The organism is Pseudonocardia xinjiangensis (genome assembly GCF_050948425.1).
In the GTDB taxonomy this organism is placed as follows: Bacteria; Actinomycetota; Actinomycetes; order Mycobacteriales; family Pseudonocardiaceae; genus Pseudonocardia; species Pseudonocardia xinjiangensis.
This window is the reverse complement of the sequence record NZ_CP192009.1, coordinates 958,061-972,404: the sequence shown is the minus strand read 5'-3', so window position 1 is coordinate 972,404 and position 14,344 is coordinate 958,061. Positions and strand designations below refer to the sequence as shown.

Here is a 14,344-nt window from a genome sequence, read left to right as displayed (position 1 = left end):
TTCGTACATGGGCATCGACCGCGTCTTCGTGGCACGACTGGCGGGCCTTGCCGTCTTCGGGCCCGATGGGGAGCGGATCGGCAAGGTGCGCGACCTCGTGGCGACGCTCCGGGTGGACGCCAGCCCGCCGCGCGTGCTCGGCATGGTGGTCGAGCTGGCCACCCGGCGGCGCATCTTCGTCCCGATGCTGCGGGTCACCACGATCGACCCCGGTGCCGTCACGCTCGCCACGGGATCGGTCAGCCTGCGTCGCTTCGCGCAGCGCCCGAACGAGACCCTGCTCGTCGGCCAGCTGATCGACGCCCGGGTCCGGATGGTGGACGGCGGCGAGGAGGTCGTCGTCGTCGACGCGGCCATCGAGCCGACCCGGTCGCGTGACTGGGTCGTCGGCCGGCTCGCGTTGCGCACGCGCAGGCACGGTTTCACCCGCCGCGGACCGATCCAGGTGGTGCCGTGGAACGCGGTCACCGGGCTGTCGCTGTCCGACCGGCAGGGCACAGCCGGCCTGCTGGCCGTGTTCGAGACGATGCGGCCGGCCGACGTCGCCACCGCGCTCTCGGAGCTGCCCGAGAAGCGCCAGCACGAGGTGATCGACTCCCTCGACGACGAGCGGCTCGCCGACGTCTTCGAGGAGATGTCGGAGTCCGACCAGCGAGCGCTGCTCGGACATCTCGACGTCGAGCGCGCGGCCGACGTGCTGGAGGCGATGTCCCCCGACGACGCCGCCGACCTGCTGCACGAGCTGCCCGACGCCGACGCCGACGCCCTGCTCGCGCTGATGGAGCCCGACGAGTCGGCCCCGGTGCGCAGGCTGATGAGCTACTCGTCCGACACGGCGGGCGGCCTGATGACCCCCGAACCGATCATCCTGCGCCCGGACGCCACGGTGGCCGAGGCGCTGGCCCGGATCCGCAACCCCGACTACCCGCCCGCGCTGGCCAGCATGGTGTTCGTCTGCCGGTCGCCGTCCGAGACCCCGACGGGGCCCTACCTCGGCTGCGTGCACGCCCAGCGGCTGCTGCGGGAGCCCCCGTCCGAGCTCGTCGCGGGTGTGGTGGACGCCGAGCTGGCCCGGCTCACCCCGGACGCCACGCTCGGCGAGATCACCCGCTACTTCGCGGCGTACAACCTGGTGGCGGGGCCCGTGGTCGACAGCGAGGACCATCTGCTCGGGGCGGTCACGGTGGACGACGTGCTCGACCACCTGCTTCCCCCCGACTGGCGCGACCGGCTGACGGAGCCCGAAGGTGCACCGGACCGGGAGTCCGACGACGCGAACCCCGAGGTGGCGGATGCCTGAGAACACGACGTACCGCAGGCTCGACCAGCCACGGCGCGGCCGCGCCCGGTTCGAGGTCGACCCCGACTGGTTCCCGCGGCTGTCGGAGCGGGTCGCCCGGTTCCTCGGTACCGGCCGCTTCCTCGCGATCCAGACCGTGATCGTGTTCATCTGGATCGTGCTGAACCTGACGGCGGTGCTCGGGCGGTGGGACCCCTACCCGTTCATCCTGCTCAACCTGGCCTTCTCCACCCAGGCCGCCTACGCCGCTCCGTTGATCCTGCTGGCGCAGAACCGGCAGGACGACCGCGACCGCGTGTCGCTCGAGGAGGACCGCACCCGCGCGGCGCGGACCAAGGCCGACACCGAGTTCCTCGCCAGGGAGCTCGCGGCCCTGCGGATCGCCGTCGGCGAGATGACCACGCGGGACTACCTGCGCAGCGAGCTCGACAAGCTTGCCGAGAAGATCAACGGGGACCGGCCGGTCGCGGGTCCCGAGACCGACCGCGTCCGGCCGAGGGTCACTCGGCCAGCCGACGGCTGATCTGCTCGAGGGTGTCGAGATCCTCGCCGTCCAGCTTCTCGACGAAGTACCGCACGACCCCGCTGAGGTGGGTGCGCGACGCCGTGCGGAGGCGGTGCAGGCCCGCCTGGGTGAGCTCGGCGGCGACACCGCGCCCATCGCTCTCCACCGGGCAGCGCGCCACCAGGCCCGACTTCTCCAGCCGGTCGACGAGGCGCGTGACCCCCGATCGCGACAGGAGCACCGCCTCGGCCAGCTCGGTCATCCGCAGCCGCCGCTCGGGGGCCTCGGCGAGCTGCACCAGCACGTCGTAGGCAGCGAGCGACAGCTTCTGCTCGGCGACCAGCTCGGTCTCCAGCGCGCGGACGATCGTGGCGTGCGCGCGGAGGAAGGAGCGCCAGGATTCGAGTTGCTCGCGGGTCGGCATGTTGCGGGCCACCCGGGTGGAGGCGTCAGAAGGTGATGCGTGGGCGGCGGTGTCCGTCACGGCGGACGATGCTACGGACGTCACGCCCTCAGGGCACGGACGTAACATGGATTCGGGCGCACCAAGGTCACGTACGGGCAAAATCGCAGGAAGGTGCAGCGGAAACTCAGATGTCCACCACCGGTAACACCACAACCACCGAGCAGGCCGTCCATGCGGCGCTCGCCACCGTCGAGGACCCGGAGATCCACCGGCCGATCACCGAACTCGGGATGGTGAAGAGCGTTCAGGTGCTGCCTGACGGTCGGGCGCGGATCGGGGTGTACCTCACCGTCGCGGGCTGCCCGATGCGCGACACCATCACCAAGCGCGTCACCAACGCCGTGTCCGCCGTCGCGGGCATCACGGCGGTCGACGTCGAGCTCGACGTGATGAACGACGAGCAGCGCACGCAGCTGCGCAAGGGCCTGCGCGGCGACGCCGCAGAGCCGGTGATCCCCTTCGCCCAGCCCGGCTCCCTCACCCGCGTCTACTGCGTGGCCTCGGGCAAGGGCGGGGTCGGCAAGTCGTCGGTCACCGTCAACCTGGCGGCCGCGATGGCGGCAAAGGGCCTCTCGGTCGGCGTGGTGGACGCGGACATCTACGGGCACTCGGTGCCGCGGATGCTGGGCACCGCCGACGCGCGCCCCACCAAGGTCGAGAACATGATCATGCCGCCGCAGGCGCACGGCGTGAAGGTCATCTCGATCGGGATGTTCACCCCGGGCAACGACCCGGTGGTCTGGCGCGGCCCGATGCTGCACCGCGCGCTGCAGCAGTTCCTCGCCGACGTGTTCTGGGGCGACCTCGACGTCCTGCTGCTCGACCTGCCGCCCGGCACCGGCGACATCGCGATCTCCACCGCCCAGCTCGTGCCCAACGCGGAGCTGCTGGTGGTCACCACCCCGCAGATGGCGGCGGCCGAGGTGGCCGAGCGGGCCGGCACGATCGCGCTGCAGACCCGTCAGCGGCTCGCCGGCGTCGTCGAGAACATGTCGTGGATGGAGCTGCCCGACGGCACCCGCATGGAGGTCTTCGGCTCGGGCGGCGGCCAGACGGTCGCCGACTCCCTCACCCGCATCATCGGGGCGCCGGTGCCGCTGCTCGGTCAGGTCCCGCTGGAGACCCGCGTGCGCGAGTGCGGTGACTCCGGCACCCCGATCGTGCTGGCGGACCCGGAGTCGCCCGCCGCCGTCGCGTTGCGCGGGGTGGCCGACAGGCTCACCACCCGCGCCCGCGGCCTCGCCGGGATGAGCCTGAACATCTCCCCTGTCCGGAAGTAGGGGCCGGGAAGCTCCGCCGTAGATCGTGCGCGGCCGTGCGTGGTTGGACGCCCGTTCCGCCGCGAGATCGACACCAGCAGGGTTTTGTCGGCGGGAAAGCCCCCTGGCGTCGATCTCGCTCGTCCTGTCACACCTCCGGACTACCGCCCGGCGGAGCGAACCGCTTCGGCCCAGAGTCCCACGGCCTCGTCCACCTGCCCGGGGGTGACGATCAGTGCCGGGATCATCCGCACCACGTTGGCGTACGGACCACAGGTCAGGAGCAGCAGCCCCAGCTCCGCCGCGGCGCCCTGCGCACGGCCGGCCGCCGCGGCGTCGGGCGCGCCGTCCGGCGTGCAGAACTCGTTGCCCACCATGAGCCCGAGCCCGCGGACGTCGGCGATGCCCGGATGGTCGGCAGCCACCTTCCGCAGTCCCTCGAGCAGGCGCCCGCCCTGTTCGGCGGCGTTGGCGACGAGGCCCTCGTCCTCGATCACGTCGAGGGTGGCGAGCGCGGCCGCGCAGGCCACCGCGTTGCCGCCGTACGTGCCGCCCTGCGAGCCGGGCCACGCCTTCGCCATCAGCTCGGAAGACGCCGCGATACCGGACAGGGGGAAGCCGCTGGCGAGTCCCTTCGCGGTGACCAGGACGTCCGGGGTGAGGCCGGCGGTGTGCTGGTGGCCCCAGAACCGCCCGGTGCGCCCGAACCCGGTCTGCACCTCGTCGGCGATCAGCGGCACCCCGAGGGCGTCCGCCCGTTCCCGCAGCCCGGTGAGGAAGGCCTGCGGAGCGGGCACGTAGCCGCCTTCCCCCAGCACCGGCTCCACCAGGAACGCCGCCACGTCGGCGGCGGGTGCGGCGGTGACGAGCAGCCGGTCGAGCTCACGCAGGCAGAACGCGACGGTCTCCTCCTCGCTCCAGCCGTACCGGAAGGCGTAGGGGAACGGTGCGAACTCGACCCCGCCCATCAGCGGGCCCATGCCGGCGCGGATCTTCGCCCCGGACGAGGTGAGTGCGGCCGCGCCCATCGTGCGTCCGTGGAAGCCACCCTCGAACGCGACGACCAACGGCCGTCCGGTGGCCTGGCGGGCCAGCCGCACCGACGCCTCGACGGCCTCGCTGCCCGAGTTGGCGAAGAACACGCTGTCGAGCCCCGCAGGCAGCACGTCCCCCAGCCGCTCCGCCAGCCGCAGCAGCGGCTCGTGCATGACGGTCGTGTACTGCCCGTGGATGAGGGTGGCCACCTGCTCCTGAGCCGCCGCGACCACCCGGGGATGGCAGTGGCCCGTGCTGGTGACGCCGATGCCGGCGGTGAAGTCCAGGTAGCGGCGGCCCTGCGTGTCGATCAGGTGGACGCCCTCTCCCCTGGCGGCCTGCACCGGGGTCGCCTGCTTCAGGGCCGGGGACAGCTGGGCCATACCGTCTCCTCGATCTTGTCCAATTGTCGACAATCACCGATGGAAGCACGGACGCGGGCCCGAGACAAGCGAACAGGGCTGCCGGCTACTCCAGCCATTCCGTGATGAACACGTCGTTCGCGTGGATGTTGGTCATCACCAGCCGGTCCGACCCGACGTTCCGGAACTTGTGCGGGGTCTGCGGCGGCACGACCACCACCTGGCCCGCCCTCGCCACCAGCACCTGACCCGCCACCGTGAACTCGGCCTCGCCGCCGTGCATCACGAACGTCTCGTCGTAGGGGTGCTGGTGCAGCGCGGGGCCGGCCCCGGGCTCGTCGGTGCTCACGAGGATGACGGAGACCGTGCCGCCGTGCTCGCGGCCCTGCAGCTGGCCCGACCCGGCGCCGGCCTCGAGGACCGTCGTCACCTGGTAGGGGGCGGCGTCGGAGATGCTCATGCCGGTAGGACCCCGGCCGCGACGGGAACTCATCGCGGACCGCACACATCCCGTGGCCACCGTGCACACGTCCTGACGTGGGTGCGGTGGCCACCAGGTGTGCGTGGTCGAGGGATCCCGTCAGGCGGGCACGGCGGGCGAGGGCGGGGCGGCCACGGCGAGCGGCGCCAGGATCCGCTCCACGGCATCGGCCATGTGCGCCTCCAGCACGGCGCCCAGCCGGTCGGCGTCCCCGTCGCGCACGGCGTCGCGCAGCTCCCGGTGCTCGGCCAGCAGCGCATCGGCGGGCGGGGCGGTGTCCTGCAGCGCGGCCAGGCACATCCGGGTCTCCACGAGCAGCGCGTCGGCCATCCGCCGCAGCCGCGGGCTGCCCGACGCGGCGACGAACTCGGCGTGGAACGCGTGGTCGGCGTCGGCCAGTGCCACCGGGTCGCCCGCGGCCTCCTCCATGACCGTCAGTGCCGCTGTCAGCCGCCGGGCGGCCTCGGCGCGGTCACCGGCCATCAGGAGCAGGCCGGCGGCCCGCTCGACGGCGGTGCGGGCCGTGTAGACGTCGCGCACGTCCGCCGCGTCGAGATCGCGTACGAACAACCCGCGGTGCCGCTCGCTGCGCAGCAGCCCCTCGGCGACCAGCCGCTGCATGGCCTCCCGCAGCGGGCCGCGGCTGACCCCGAGGCGGGTGGCCAGCTCCACCTCGCCCAGCTGGGTACCGGGCGGCAGCGTCCCGCGCATGATCGCCTCCCGCAGCCTGTCGGCGACGATGGCGGCGGTCGAACGGCGTTCCACCGGTTCCAGGTCGCTCAGGTCCACGCGCTCATTCCCCCTGGTCCCGCCCGCCCCGTCGGACCGGTGGCGGTGTGGGCGAACACGCTACCCAGCCCGGCCCGCGCGACGTCCGCGCCCGCCAGTCGCAGGCCCTGCCAGATGCTCACCTGGTTGGCCGTCAGCACCGGCTTGCCGACGCGGGCGTCGAGCGCGTCGAGCAGCCCGATCGTGTGCAGCGCCGTGTCGGGCAGCAGCACGGCCTGCGCGTCGGGATGGTCGGCGGCGGCGGCGAACTCCAGCACGGCGGTGGCCGGCAGGGTGCCGACCTCGGCCGCGGTGACGATCCCGCGCGCCGACAGCGACAGCACCTCGATGCCGGCCGCGCCGAGGAACGCGACGAACCGCCCGGCCACGTCGTCGGGATAGGTGGCGCCCACGCCGACCCGGGTGACGCCGAGGCTCGCGCACGCGTCGACGAAGGCGAACGAGGTGCTCGACGCCGGTACGCCTGCCGCTGCCTCCAACGCGGCGACCTGCGCGGCGGCTCCGTCGCGGCCGAAGACGAAGCTCCCGCTGGTGCACGCCCACATCATGGCGTCGAGGGGGGCCGAGCCGTTGGCCCGCAGCGCCCCCACCCCCGCGGCGAGCACGTCGTCGGCACCGATGTCGAGCAGCGCGTCGACACGGTGGGCGTCCTCCCGCATCTCGGTGTGCACCAGCGGCAGCCGGGCCCAGCCCCCCAGCAGCGCCTCCGCGCGCGGGTAGTCGTCCTCGGCGGAGAAGCCGGGGTAGAGGACGCCGACGGTCACCGCCGCCGGTTCCCGGGTCATGCCGCCCCCGGTTCCAGATGGGGCACCCCGGCGCGCAGCAGCCGGCCACCGCCGACGGCATCCCGGCCCATCGCCCGCAGCGCCGCCCACATGGTGACCTGGTTGGCCGTGAGCACCGGCTTGCCGAGCGCCATCTCCAGCGGCTCGACGAGGTCGTAGCTGGGCACGTTGGTGCAGCTGATGAAGAGTGCCTCCGCGTCGTCGGCGTCGACGGTGCGCACGATCTCGACGATCTCGGCGTAGGTGACCCGCCAGATGTTGCCCAGCAGCCCCAGCCCTTCGCAGGAGATCGTCCGCACGTCGTGCTCCGCGAGGTAGCCGACCAACCGGCGCGTGACCGGCTCGACGTACGGGGTGGCGATCGCGAGCCGCGACACGCCGAGCACCCGCAGCGCGTCGATCAGCGCCCCGGACGTGGTGCAGGCCGCGGGCGCTCCCGCACCCACCATCGTGCGGCGCAGCACCTCCTCGCCTGCGGCACCGTCGACGAAGCTCCCGGACGTGCACGCGTACGCGACGACGGCAGGCTCCGGGGTGAGGACGTCACGGGTGGCCCGGCGAACCGCCCGCCGGTCGCCGCACGCCACCGCCATCTCGACGGTGACCGGGGTGGTGAAGAACGGCAGCCGGGTGAGGTAGAGGGAGACGTCCTCCGGCACCCAGCGCCAGAGCTCACGGTCGAGCGCGAAGTCGAACGGTGCGACCACGCCGATCCCGTGCTGGTGGGCGGGTTCGGCGAGCCCCACCGACAGCTCGGCGGGCATCCCGGCCTACCGGGGGTCCGCGTCGAGGCGCTCGTACACGAGCCGCTCGCCCGTGCTGCCCGAGCGCCACACGTCGTGGCACGCCTCGGCCATCGGGGCGAGGCCCTCGACGATCGACGCGAAGACGTTGCCGGGCACCCAGCCGACGTCCCCGTTGATCAGGAGGTTGTTGCGGCCGTAGAAGATCGCCAGATCGATGGCGCCCTCCTCGGCGTCGATCCCCTGGTCGGCCTTGAACGCGCTGTCGAGCATGCCGCCGGCGAAGTCGAACAGGACGACGTCGCCCGGGATGGGCGTGACGGTGGGGTTCTCGCGGCCGATCTGCGCGAAGCGCGGCACCATCGTGTAGACCTCGTTGCGCGCGTACTTGGCATGCTGGGCGTCGCCGCCGAGCGGCCCGCGGGCCAGCGCGTCCCACACGGCGGCGCAGGTGCGTGGGGCGTCCTTCTCGAGCAGCTCGGCCACGCAGGAGACACCGCGGCGGGCGAGGCTGATGCGGAGGAAACTCGTCATGGGCACTCCATCCGACGGATCCCGCAACGCCGCGGATTGTTGACAATAATACGATGGCTTCCTAGCGTGTCAATACTCCGCTCATGCCTCGGAAGGTGGCCGGATTTGCCCGTTTCCGCTGATCAGCGGCATCCGACGATCACCGTTCTCCATTCCGAGGACCGTCCGCCCGGCCTCGTGGCCGACGGGATCCGCTTCGCCACCGGCGACACCTTGCGCGATGCCCTGCCCGGCACCGAGGTGTTGCTCGTCTGGGACTTCACCTCCGACGCGGTGCGCCACTCCTGGCCCGCCGCCGACGCGCTGCGCTGGGTGCACACCGCCAGCGCCGGCGTCGACCGGCTGATCTTCCCCGAGCTGCTCGACTCCCCGGTGGTGCTGACCAACTCCCGCGGCGTCTTCGACGCACCCATGGCCGAGTACGTGCTCGGGCTGGTGCTGGCGATGGCCAAGGACCTCCCGGCCACCGTGGCCGCCCAGCTGCGACGGGAGTGGCGCCACCGCGAGAGCGAGCGGGTCGCCGGCACCTGCGCCGTGGTGGTGGGCGGCGGGCCGATCGGGCGCGCGATCGCCCGGCTGCTCGCAGCGGTCGGCATGCGGGTGGAGCTGGTCGGACGCCGCGCGTCGGAGGGTGTGCACGCGGCCGGGGCGCTCCCGGAACTGCTGCCCCGGGCCGACTGGCTCGTGCTCGCCGCGCCGCTCACCGAGGCCACCCGCGGCATGCTCGACGCGGTGGCACTCGCCGCGCTGCGCCCGTCCGCGCGCGTGATCAACGTGGGGCGGGGAGCGCTCGTCGTCGAACCCGACCTCGTGGACGCGCTGCGCGGCGGCCGCCTCGCCGGGGCGGCGCTGGACGTGTTCGCCCACGAACCGCTTCCCTCGGACAGCCCGCTGTGGGAGCTGCCCGGGATGATCGTCTCGCCGCACATGTCCGGCGACGTGCTCGGCTGGCGCGAGGAGCTCGTCGAGGTGTTCGCCGACAACCTCGCCCGCTACCGCGCGGGGGAGCCGCTGCGCAACGTCGTGGACAAGACGCTCGGCTACGTCACCGGAGGAGCCTCATGACCGGCACGACCACCGGGACCGGCACCCGCACCGCCGCCGACCTCACGGCCACCGAGCTGCTCGCCGCCTACCGGGCCGGGGAGCTCTCCCCGGTGGAGGCCACCAGGGCCGTGCTCGACCGGGTGGCCGAGCGCGACGCCGAGGTCAACGCGTTCTGCCTGGTCGACGCGGACACGGCCATGGCCAGCGCCGCGCGCTCCGAGGAGCGTTGGGCGCGGGGCGAGCCCGTGGGTCTGCTCGACGGGGTGCCCGTCTCGATCAAGGACGTGATGCTCACCGAGGGGTGGCCCACGCTGCGCGGCTCCCGCACGATCGACCCGAGCGGCCCGTGGACCGTGGACGGTCCCCCGGTCGCCAGGGTGCGCGCCCACGGTGCCGTCCTGTTCGGCAAGACCACCACCCCGGAGCTCGGCTGGAAGGGCGTCACCGACAACCCGCTCACCGGGGTGACCCGCAACCCCTGGGACCCGACGCGCACGGCGGGGGGCTCATCGGGCGGCAGCGCGGCCGCGATCCAGCTCGGGATGGGGCCACTCAGCCTCGGCACCGACGGCGGCGGCTCGGTGCGGATCCCGGCCGGGTTCACCGGCATCACCGCACACAAGCCCACCTACGGCCGGGTCCCCGCACACCCGGCGAGCCCGTTCGGCACGCTCGCGCACATCGGGCCGATGGCGCGCACCGCGGCCGACACCGCGCTGCTGCTCGACGTCGTCTCCGGCCTCGACGCCCGCGATCCCTGGGCGCTGGCGCCCACCACGTCCGCGGTCGCCGCGCTGGGAACGCCCGTCACCGGCCTGCGGGTGGCGGTGAGCCCCACGCTCGGCTACGTCGAGCCGGACCCCGAGATCGTGGCCGCGTTCACCGCCGCGGTCGAGGTGTTCCGCGCGATGGGCGCCGAGGTGGAGGAGGCCGACCCGGGCTTCGGCGACCCCGTGGAGGCGTTCGAGCTGCTCTGGTTCGTCGGCGCGGCGAAGGCGATCAGGCACCTGGGTCCGGCCGAGCGGGCCCTGATGGACCAGGGACTGATCGAGAGCGCCGAGGCGACGGCGGGCGCCACTGCCCAGGAGTACGTCGACGCCATGGGCGTGCGCAACGAGCTCGGCACGCTGATGGGCGAGTTCCACTCCCGCTATGACCTGCTGCTCACCCCGACGCTGCCGATCCCCGCGTTCGAGGCGGGCCGGGAGGTCCCGCCGGGGTGGCCACGGAAGCGCTGGACGTCCTGGACGCCGTTCACCTACCCGTTCAACATGACCCAGCAGCCGGCGGCGAGCGTGCCGTGCGGCGTCACCTCGGCCGGGCTGCCGGTCGGGCTCCAGATCGTGGGCCCGCGCCACGCCGACAACGCGGTGCTGGCGGCCGCGCACGCCTTCCAGGAAGCCACCGCGTGGCACCGGCGGAGCCCGGCTGCCGGCGGGGCGCCGGGAGGCTGATGGTCAGGTGGCGTCGGGGTCGATCGGCGGACGCTCGTTGCGGGCCAGCGGCGCCGGGGGCTGCGGCGCGGCCGGGTGGGCCTGCGGGGTGCCGTTGCTCTTGGTGAGGTTCGGGCCGGGCGCGAAGCCGTTGGGCTTCGGCTCGGGGTCGTCGAAGAGCGTGCGGCGCACGGCGTTGCGCGGGTGGAGGTCGCGCAGCCCGCGCAACTCCTCCAGTGGCTTGCGCAGCTCGTCGAACTCCGGGCCGAGCTCACCGCGGAGCTGATCGCGCGCCCCGTTGGCGAACTCCTTGACCTGCCGGACCGAACGGCCCACCCACGCCGCGGCAGACGGAAGCCGCTCGGGACCGAGGATGAACAACCCGGCCACGACCAACACGACTATCTCGCCCCAGCCGACGCTCTCGAACACCTGACCATCGTACGGGCCAACACGCGTCCGGAGAGCCGACAGCGTGTGAACACGAGCGCAGACTGTGACGTTCTCAGCTCGGGGGACGTCCTGAGCAGCGCTCAGTCGGACGTCAGGACCACCGAGACGGTGAGCGGCCTGCCGTCCCGGATCAGCTGGACCGGCAGCGTGTCGCCCGGGTTGTGCTCCCGGACCGCCACGACGAGCTCGTCCGCCCCCGCGATCGGCCGGTCCCCCACGCGCACGATCACGTCGCCCTCCACGATGCCGGCCGCCGCAGCCGCACCGCCCTGCTGCACGTTCTGCACCTGGGCGCCGTCGGTGGTGCCGTCGCTGACCGACCGGGCGTTGATCCCGATCTCGGCGTGGGTGACCACGCCGGTGCGGATCAGCTCCTCGGCGATCGTGCGGGCGTCGTCGATGGGGATGGCGAAGCCGAGGCCGATCGAGCCGCCCTCCCCCATGCCGAGGCTGCGGATCGCCGTGTTGATGCCCACGACGGCGCCGGTGGAGTCGACGAGCGGGCCTCCCGAGTTGCCCGGGTTGATGGCGGCGTCGGTCTGGATCGCGTCGATCACCGCGTTGGCGTCGGCGCCGCTGCCGTCGAGCCGGACCGGGCGGTTGAGCGCACTCACGATGCCGTCGGTGACCGTGCCGACGAGGCCGAGCGGCGAGCCGATGGCGAGCACGCCGTCACCGACGACGAGCCCGGCGGAGGAACCGATGGTGGCCACCACCGGGTTGGCGACGTCCACCTTGACCACGGCCAGGTCGGTCTTCGGGTCCCGCCCGACGATCCGGGCGGCGGTGCGCGTGCCGTCGTGGAAGATCGCCTCGATCTGGGCACCGTTGGCATCGGCGGCCGGGGCCACCACGTGGTTGTTCGTCAGGATGTAGCCGGCCGGGTCGATCACGACCCCGGAACCCGTGCCACCCTCCTGGCCGACCCTGATCTCGATCGAGACGACGGCGGGCACGGTGCGCCTGGCGATGTCGGCGACGGAGCCGGGTGGGCGCTCCTTCGCGTCGACGGTCTGGGTGATCGTCGGGTCGGGATCGGTGAGCCCGCTGGCTCCGTCGGCCGTCAGCCGCCCGATGAACCCGCCCGCCGCACCGATCAGCACCGCGACGAGTGCCAGCGCGGCCAGGGCCCGCGGATCGACCCGCCGGCCGAAGACCAGCTCCCGCAGGCTGAGCCGGGGGCCCTCGCCGCGTGGCGGGGATCCGGCCGCGCGGTCCGGCGCCGCGGGCGGACCGAGTGCGACAGCGCTCTCCGGGTCGCGCCACGGGTCGCGGTCGGCGCCGTCGACCCAGAACGCGGCGTCGGGCTCGGCGCCGTTGGTGGTGCTGTCCGGGGGCCGCTGCAGCGCCGGTGCATCGGTGGCCGGCCTGCCGAAGGCACTCGCGAGCGCGGCAGGCGGCGGAGCGGCCATGGTGGCGGGCGAACGGCCCGGAGTGTCACCCCGCGGGGCCGCGAAGCCGCCCTCCACGCCGTTCGGGCGCCCGAACATCTCCGCCGCACCGGGATCGACCGGTGTGCGCTCCAGCGGGCGCGGTCCGAGCCGCGGGGGCTCACCGCCCGCGCGGTCACTCGAACGCGTCGCAGGGCTGCGTTCGTTCATCGCGCTGCAGGCTCCTGAGGTGTGCCGACCGTACGTCCATCAGCCTGCCCCAGCGGCGGTGAAGTCCGCGTAGCCGGGTCGAGACGGCTCAGGGCATACCGATGAAGGAGCCGGGCACCACGTCGAGCCGGCCCTCGAGGAGATCGGGCTCGAACTCGGAGCCGGAGGTGATGCCGGGGTCGGAGTCGGAGTCCGTGCCACCGGGGTCCGGGTCGGAGTCGCGGCGCACGGCGCGCTCCAGCCGCATCTGCGCGTCGAGCAGACCGGGCCCGTCGACGACCGTCCTCGCCGTGCCGCCACCGAGCACGGAGCCGCCGAACGGTCCGCTGGTGGACGAGCCGGGGTCCGTGGAGGCGGGCGGGAGGCCGTAGGCGAGCGCGCCGAGCGCGAGGCCGGACACCGCCACCCCCGTGCCGAGCCGGATGCGCCGCTGTACCGGGGACCGGCTCGGCGGCCTGCGCCTGCCGTGGTCGGCCGGTGGGGTCTCGGCGCCTGCGAGGGCGAGGATGTCGGACTGCGGGCGGAGCACGGAGACGAACTGACCGTCGGGGGTGACCGCGAGCCCTGCGGGCGGAGGCGGGAGCTCGGCGCTCTCCGGTATCGAGCGCAGGGTGCTCAGCAGCGTGGACGGCGGAACCGGACCCCCCGCGGTGCGCAACGCGGACCGCGTCTGGCCCTGGGCGCGGACCTGCGCCTCACATTCCGCGCACCCGGCGATGTGCTGCGTGGCTCGCTCGTGCGGACCCTGGGCGAGCTCGTCGTCGACATAGGCGACGATGGCGTCGGACGACAGGTGATCCTGCCCCCAGTCCGGGGGGGTCACCGTGATGCGCCAGCGCCCTTCGCTCACCCGTGAACCTCCTCCAGCACACCGACGTCGGAATCCTCCGCGGTGGCTCCGGCGCTCTGCACCTCGGCCGCACGATGGCGCTCCAACGCGCTGCGCAGGGCAGCCCGGCCACGGTGGATCCTGCTTCTCACCGTACCCAGCTTCACGCCGAGGGTGGCGCCGATCTCCTCGTAGGAGAGACCCTCCACGTCACACAGGACGACCGCGGCCCGGAACTCCGGAGGCAGCTCGTCGAGCGCGGCCTGCAGCACCGGGTCGAGGTGGGTCTCGGAGAAGACCTGCTCCGGCTCCGGGCCCCGGCCGGGCAGCCGGTCGGAGTCCTCGGGCAGCGCCTCCATCCGGATGCGGGAGCGGCGGCGCACCATGTCGAGGAACAGGTTGGTGGTGATGCGGTGCAGCCAGCCCTCGAACGTGCCCGGCTTGTAGGCCGCGAGCGACCGGAAGACCCGGACGAACGTCTCCTGGGTGAGGTCCTCGGCATCGTGCGGGTTACCGGTGAGCCGGTACGCGAGGCGGTAGACCCGGTCCGCGTGCTCCCGGACGACGTCGTCCCAGCTCGGGGGCGTCCATTCGGCTCCCTCACCGGGCAGCACCGTACCGCTCAGCAGCGTGGCGGAGCCGTCGGTCATGGTGGGTCAACCTCCTGCGGCGGGCGTGCCTCCGACCAACGAAGCACCGGGGATAGACGTTCCCCCGGCCCT

16 protein-coding genes are annotated in these 14,344 nt (G+C 73.3%); 5 read left to right on the top strand and 11 right to left on the bottom strand.

Features of this window, described 5'->3' with window-relative positions:
* The first annotated feature begins 7 nt into the window (after window positions 1-7).
* Window positions 8-1,300: a magnesium transporter MgtE N-terminal domain-containing protein gene (locus ACQPZA_RS04790; protein WP_169397427.1), complete on the top strand. Its 1,293-nt coding sequence runs from the start codon at window positions 8-10 to the stop codon at window positions 1,298-1,300.
* Entirely contained in the window at window positions 1,293-1,823 is a 531-nt protein-coding gene (locus tag ACQPZA_RS04785; RefSeq protein WP_433278705.1) for a DUF1003 domain-containing protein, read from the top strand. The genes ACQPZA_RS04790 and ACQPZA_RS04785 overlap by 8 nt, the downstream gene beginning before the upstream one ends.
* On the opposite strand, the gene ACQPZA_RS04780 is transcribed toward ACQPZA_RS04785, so the two are convergent.
* Window positions 1,801-2,229, bottom strand: coding sequence for a MarR family winged helix-turn-helix transcriptional regulator (locus ACQPZA_RS04780; RefSeq protein ID WP_169397458.1), 429 nt, complete (start codon window positions 2,227-2,229; stop codon window positions 1,801-1,803). The two genes, ACQPZA_RS04785 and ACQPZA_RS04780, sit on opposite strands and share 23 nt — an antisense overlap.
* 170 nt (window positions 2,230-2,399) lie before the next feature.
* Here ACQPZA_RS04780 and ACQPZA_RS04775 point away from each other — a divergent pair, with 170 nt between their 5' ends.
* Window positions 2,400-3,551, top strand: a complete 1,152-nt coding sequence (locus ACQPZA_RS04775) for an Mrp/NBP35 family ATP-binding protein (protein ID WP_169397425.1) — start codon at window positions 2,400-2,402, stop codon at window positions 3,549-3,551.
* 140 nt (window positions 3,552-3,691) lie between these two features.
* Here ACQPZA_RS04775 and ACQPZA_RS04770 read toward each other — a convergent pair whose 3' ends face one another.
* The 6 genes from ACQPZA_RS04770 to ACQPZA_RS04745 form a co-directional block, all read right to left on the bottom strand.
* A complete protein-coding gene (locus ACQPZA_RS04770) occupies window positions 3,692-4,948 on the bottom strand; it encodes an aspartate aminotransferase family protein (protein ID WP_433278702.1) in 1,257 nt (418 codons plus the stop codon).
* Window positions 4,949-5,033: 85 nt separating this feature from the next.
* Window positions 5,034-5,387: a cupin domain-containing protein gene (locus ACQPZA_RS04765; protein ID WP_433278700.1), complete on the bottom strand. Its 354-nt coding sequence runs from the start codon at window positions 5,385-5,387 to the stop codon at window positions 5,034-5,036.
* 120 nt (window positions 5,388-5,507) lie between these two features.
* Complete coding sequence (locus ACQPZA_RS04760) at window positions 5,508-6,197, bottom strand: GntR family transcriptional regulator (RefSeq protein ID WP_344016844.1); 690 nt, start codon at window positions 6,195-6,197, stop codon at window positions 5,508-5,510.
* Window positions 6,188-6,982 carry a maleate cis-trans isomerase family protein gene (locus ACQPZA_RS04755; RefSeq protein ID WP_433278697.1) on the bottom strand — a complete coding sequence of 265 codons (795 nt, stop codon included), beginning with the start codon at window positions 6,980-6,982 and terminating at the stop codon, window positions 6,188-6,190. The genes ACQPZA_RS04760 and ACQPZA_RS04755 overlap by 10 nt, the downstream gene beginning before the upstream one ends.
* Entirely contained in the window at window positions 6,979-7,746 is a 768-nt protein-coding gene (locus ACQPZA_RS04750; RefSeq protein WP_433278695.1) for a maleate cis-trans isomerase family protein, read from the bottom strand. The genes ACQPZA_RS04755 and ACQPZA_RS04750 overlap by 4 nt, the downstream gene beginning before the upstream one ends.
* 6 nt (window positions 7,747-7,752) lie before the next feature.
* Complete coding sequence (locus ACQPZA_RS04745; protein ID WP_433278693.1) at window positions 7,753-8,259, bottom strand: DUF3830 family protein; 507 nt, start codon at window positions 8,257-8,259, stop codon at window positions 7,753-7,755.
* Window positions 8,260-8,364: 105 nt separating this feature from the next.
* Between ACQPZA_RS04745 and ACQPZA_RS04740 the strand changes: the two genes are divergently transcribed.
* Complete coding sequence (locus tag ACQPZA_RS04740; RefSeq protein ID WP_433278692.1) at window positions 8,365-9,324, top strand: D-2-hydroxyacid dehydrogenase; 960 nt, start codon at window positions 8,365-8,367, stop codon at window positions 9,322-9,324.
* Window positions 9,321-10,760, top strand: coding sequence for an amidase (locus ACQPZA_RS04735; RefSeq protein WP_433278690.1), 1,440 nt, complete (start codon window positions 9,321-9,323; stop codon window positions 10,758-10,760). Before ACQPZA_RS04740 ends, ACQPZA_RS04735 begins: the two co-directional genes overlap by 4 nt.
* Before the next feature lie 3 nt (window positions 10,761-10,763).
* Here the strand turns inward: ACQPZA_RS04735 and tatB are convergent, their stop codons facing one another.
* From tatB to sigE, 4 genes are all read right to left on the bottom strand, one after another.
* Entirely contained in the window at window positions 10,764-11,171 is a 408-nt protein-coding gene (tatB, locus tag ACQPZA_RS04730) for a Sec-independent protein translocase protein TatB (protein ID WP_169396838.1), read from the bottom strand.
* A 101-nt stretch (window positions 11,172-11,272) separates the two neighbouring features.
* Window positions 11,273-12,793 (bottom strand): S1C family serine protease, encoded by a 1,521-nt coding sequence (locus ACQPZA_RS04725; RefSeq protein WP_433278688.1) that lies wholly within the window; start codon window positions 12,791-12,793, stop codon window positions 11,273-11,275.
* 88 nt (window positions 12,794-12,881) lie between these two features.
* A complete protein-coding gene (locus tag ACQPZA_RS04720) occupies window positions 12,882-13,643 on the bottom strand; it encodes an anti-sigma factor family protein (RefSeq protein WP_433278686.1) in 762 nt (253 codons plus the stop codon).
* On the bottom strand, window positions 13,640-14,272 hold the full coding sequence (gene sigE / locus ACQPZA_RS04715) for an RNA polymerase sigma factor SigE (protein WP_169396835.1): 633 nt from the start codon (window positions 14,270-14,272) through the stop codon (window positions 13,640-13,642). Before sigE ends, ACQPZA_RS04720 begins: the two co-directional genes overlap by 4 nt.
* Window positions 14,273-14,344: the final 72 nt, after the last annotated feature.

Excerpts from the sequence above, each read along its gene's own strand:
- ACQPZA_RS04790 (WP_169397427.1), top strand. The coding sequence starts at position 8 with ATGGGCATCGACCGCGTCTTCGTGGCACGACTGGCGGGCCTTGCCGTC.
- ACQPZA_RS04785 (WP_433278705.1), top strand. The coding sequence starts at position 1,293 with ATGCCTGAGAACACGACGTACCGCAGGCTCGACCAGCCACGGCGCGGC.
- ACQPZA_RS04780 (WP_169397458.1), bottom strand. The coding sequence starts at position 2,229 with ATGCCGACCCGCGAGCAACTCGAATCCTGGCGCTCCTTCCTCCGCGCG.
- ACQPZA_RS04775 (WP_169397425.1), top strand. The coding sequence starts at position 2,400 with ATGTCCACCACCGGTAACACCACAACCACCGAGCAGGCCGTCCATGCG.
- ACQPZA_RS04770 (WP_433278702.1), bottom strand. The coding sequence starts at position 4,948 with ATGGCCCAGCTGTCCCCGGCCCTGAAGCAGGCGACCCCGGTGCAGGCC.
- ACQPZA_RS04765 (WP_433278700.1), bottom strand. The coding sequence starts at position 5,387 with ATGAGCATCTCCGACGCCGCCCCCTACCAGGTGACGACGGTCCTCGAG.
- ACQPZA_RS04755 (WP_433278697.1), bottom strand. The coding sequence starts at position 6,982 with ATGACCCGGGAACCGGCGGCGGTGACCGTCGGCGTCCTCTACCCCGGC.
- ACQPZA_RS04750 (WP_433278695.1), bottom strand. The coding sequence starts at position 7,746 with ATGCCCGCCGAGCTGTCGGTGGGGCTCGCCGAACCCGCCCACCAGCAC.
- ACQPZA_RS04745 (WP_433278693.1), bottom strand. The coding sequence starts at position 8,259 with ATGACGAGTTTCCTCCGCATCAGCCTCGCCCGCCGCGGTGTCTCCTGC.
- ACQPZA_RS04735 (WP_433278690.1), top strand. The coding sequence starts at position 9,321 with ATGACCGGCACGACCACCGGGACCGGCACCCGCACCGCCGCCGACCTC.
- ACQPZA_RS04725 (WP_433278688.1), bottom strand. The coding sequence starts at position 12,793 with ATGAACGAACGCAGCCCTGCGACGCGTTCGAGTGACCGCGCGGGCGGT.
- sigE (WP_169396835.1), bottom strand. The coding sequence starts at position 14,272 with ATGACCGACGGCTCCGCCACGCTGCTGAGCGGTACGGTGCTGCCCGGT.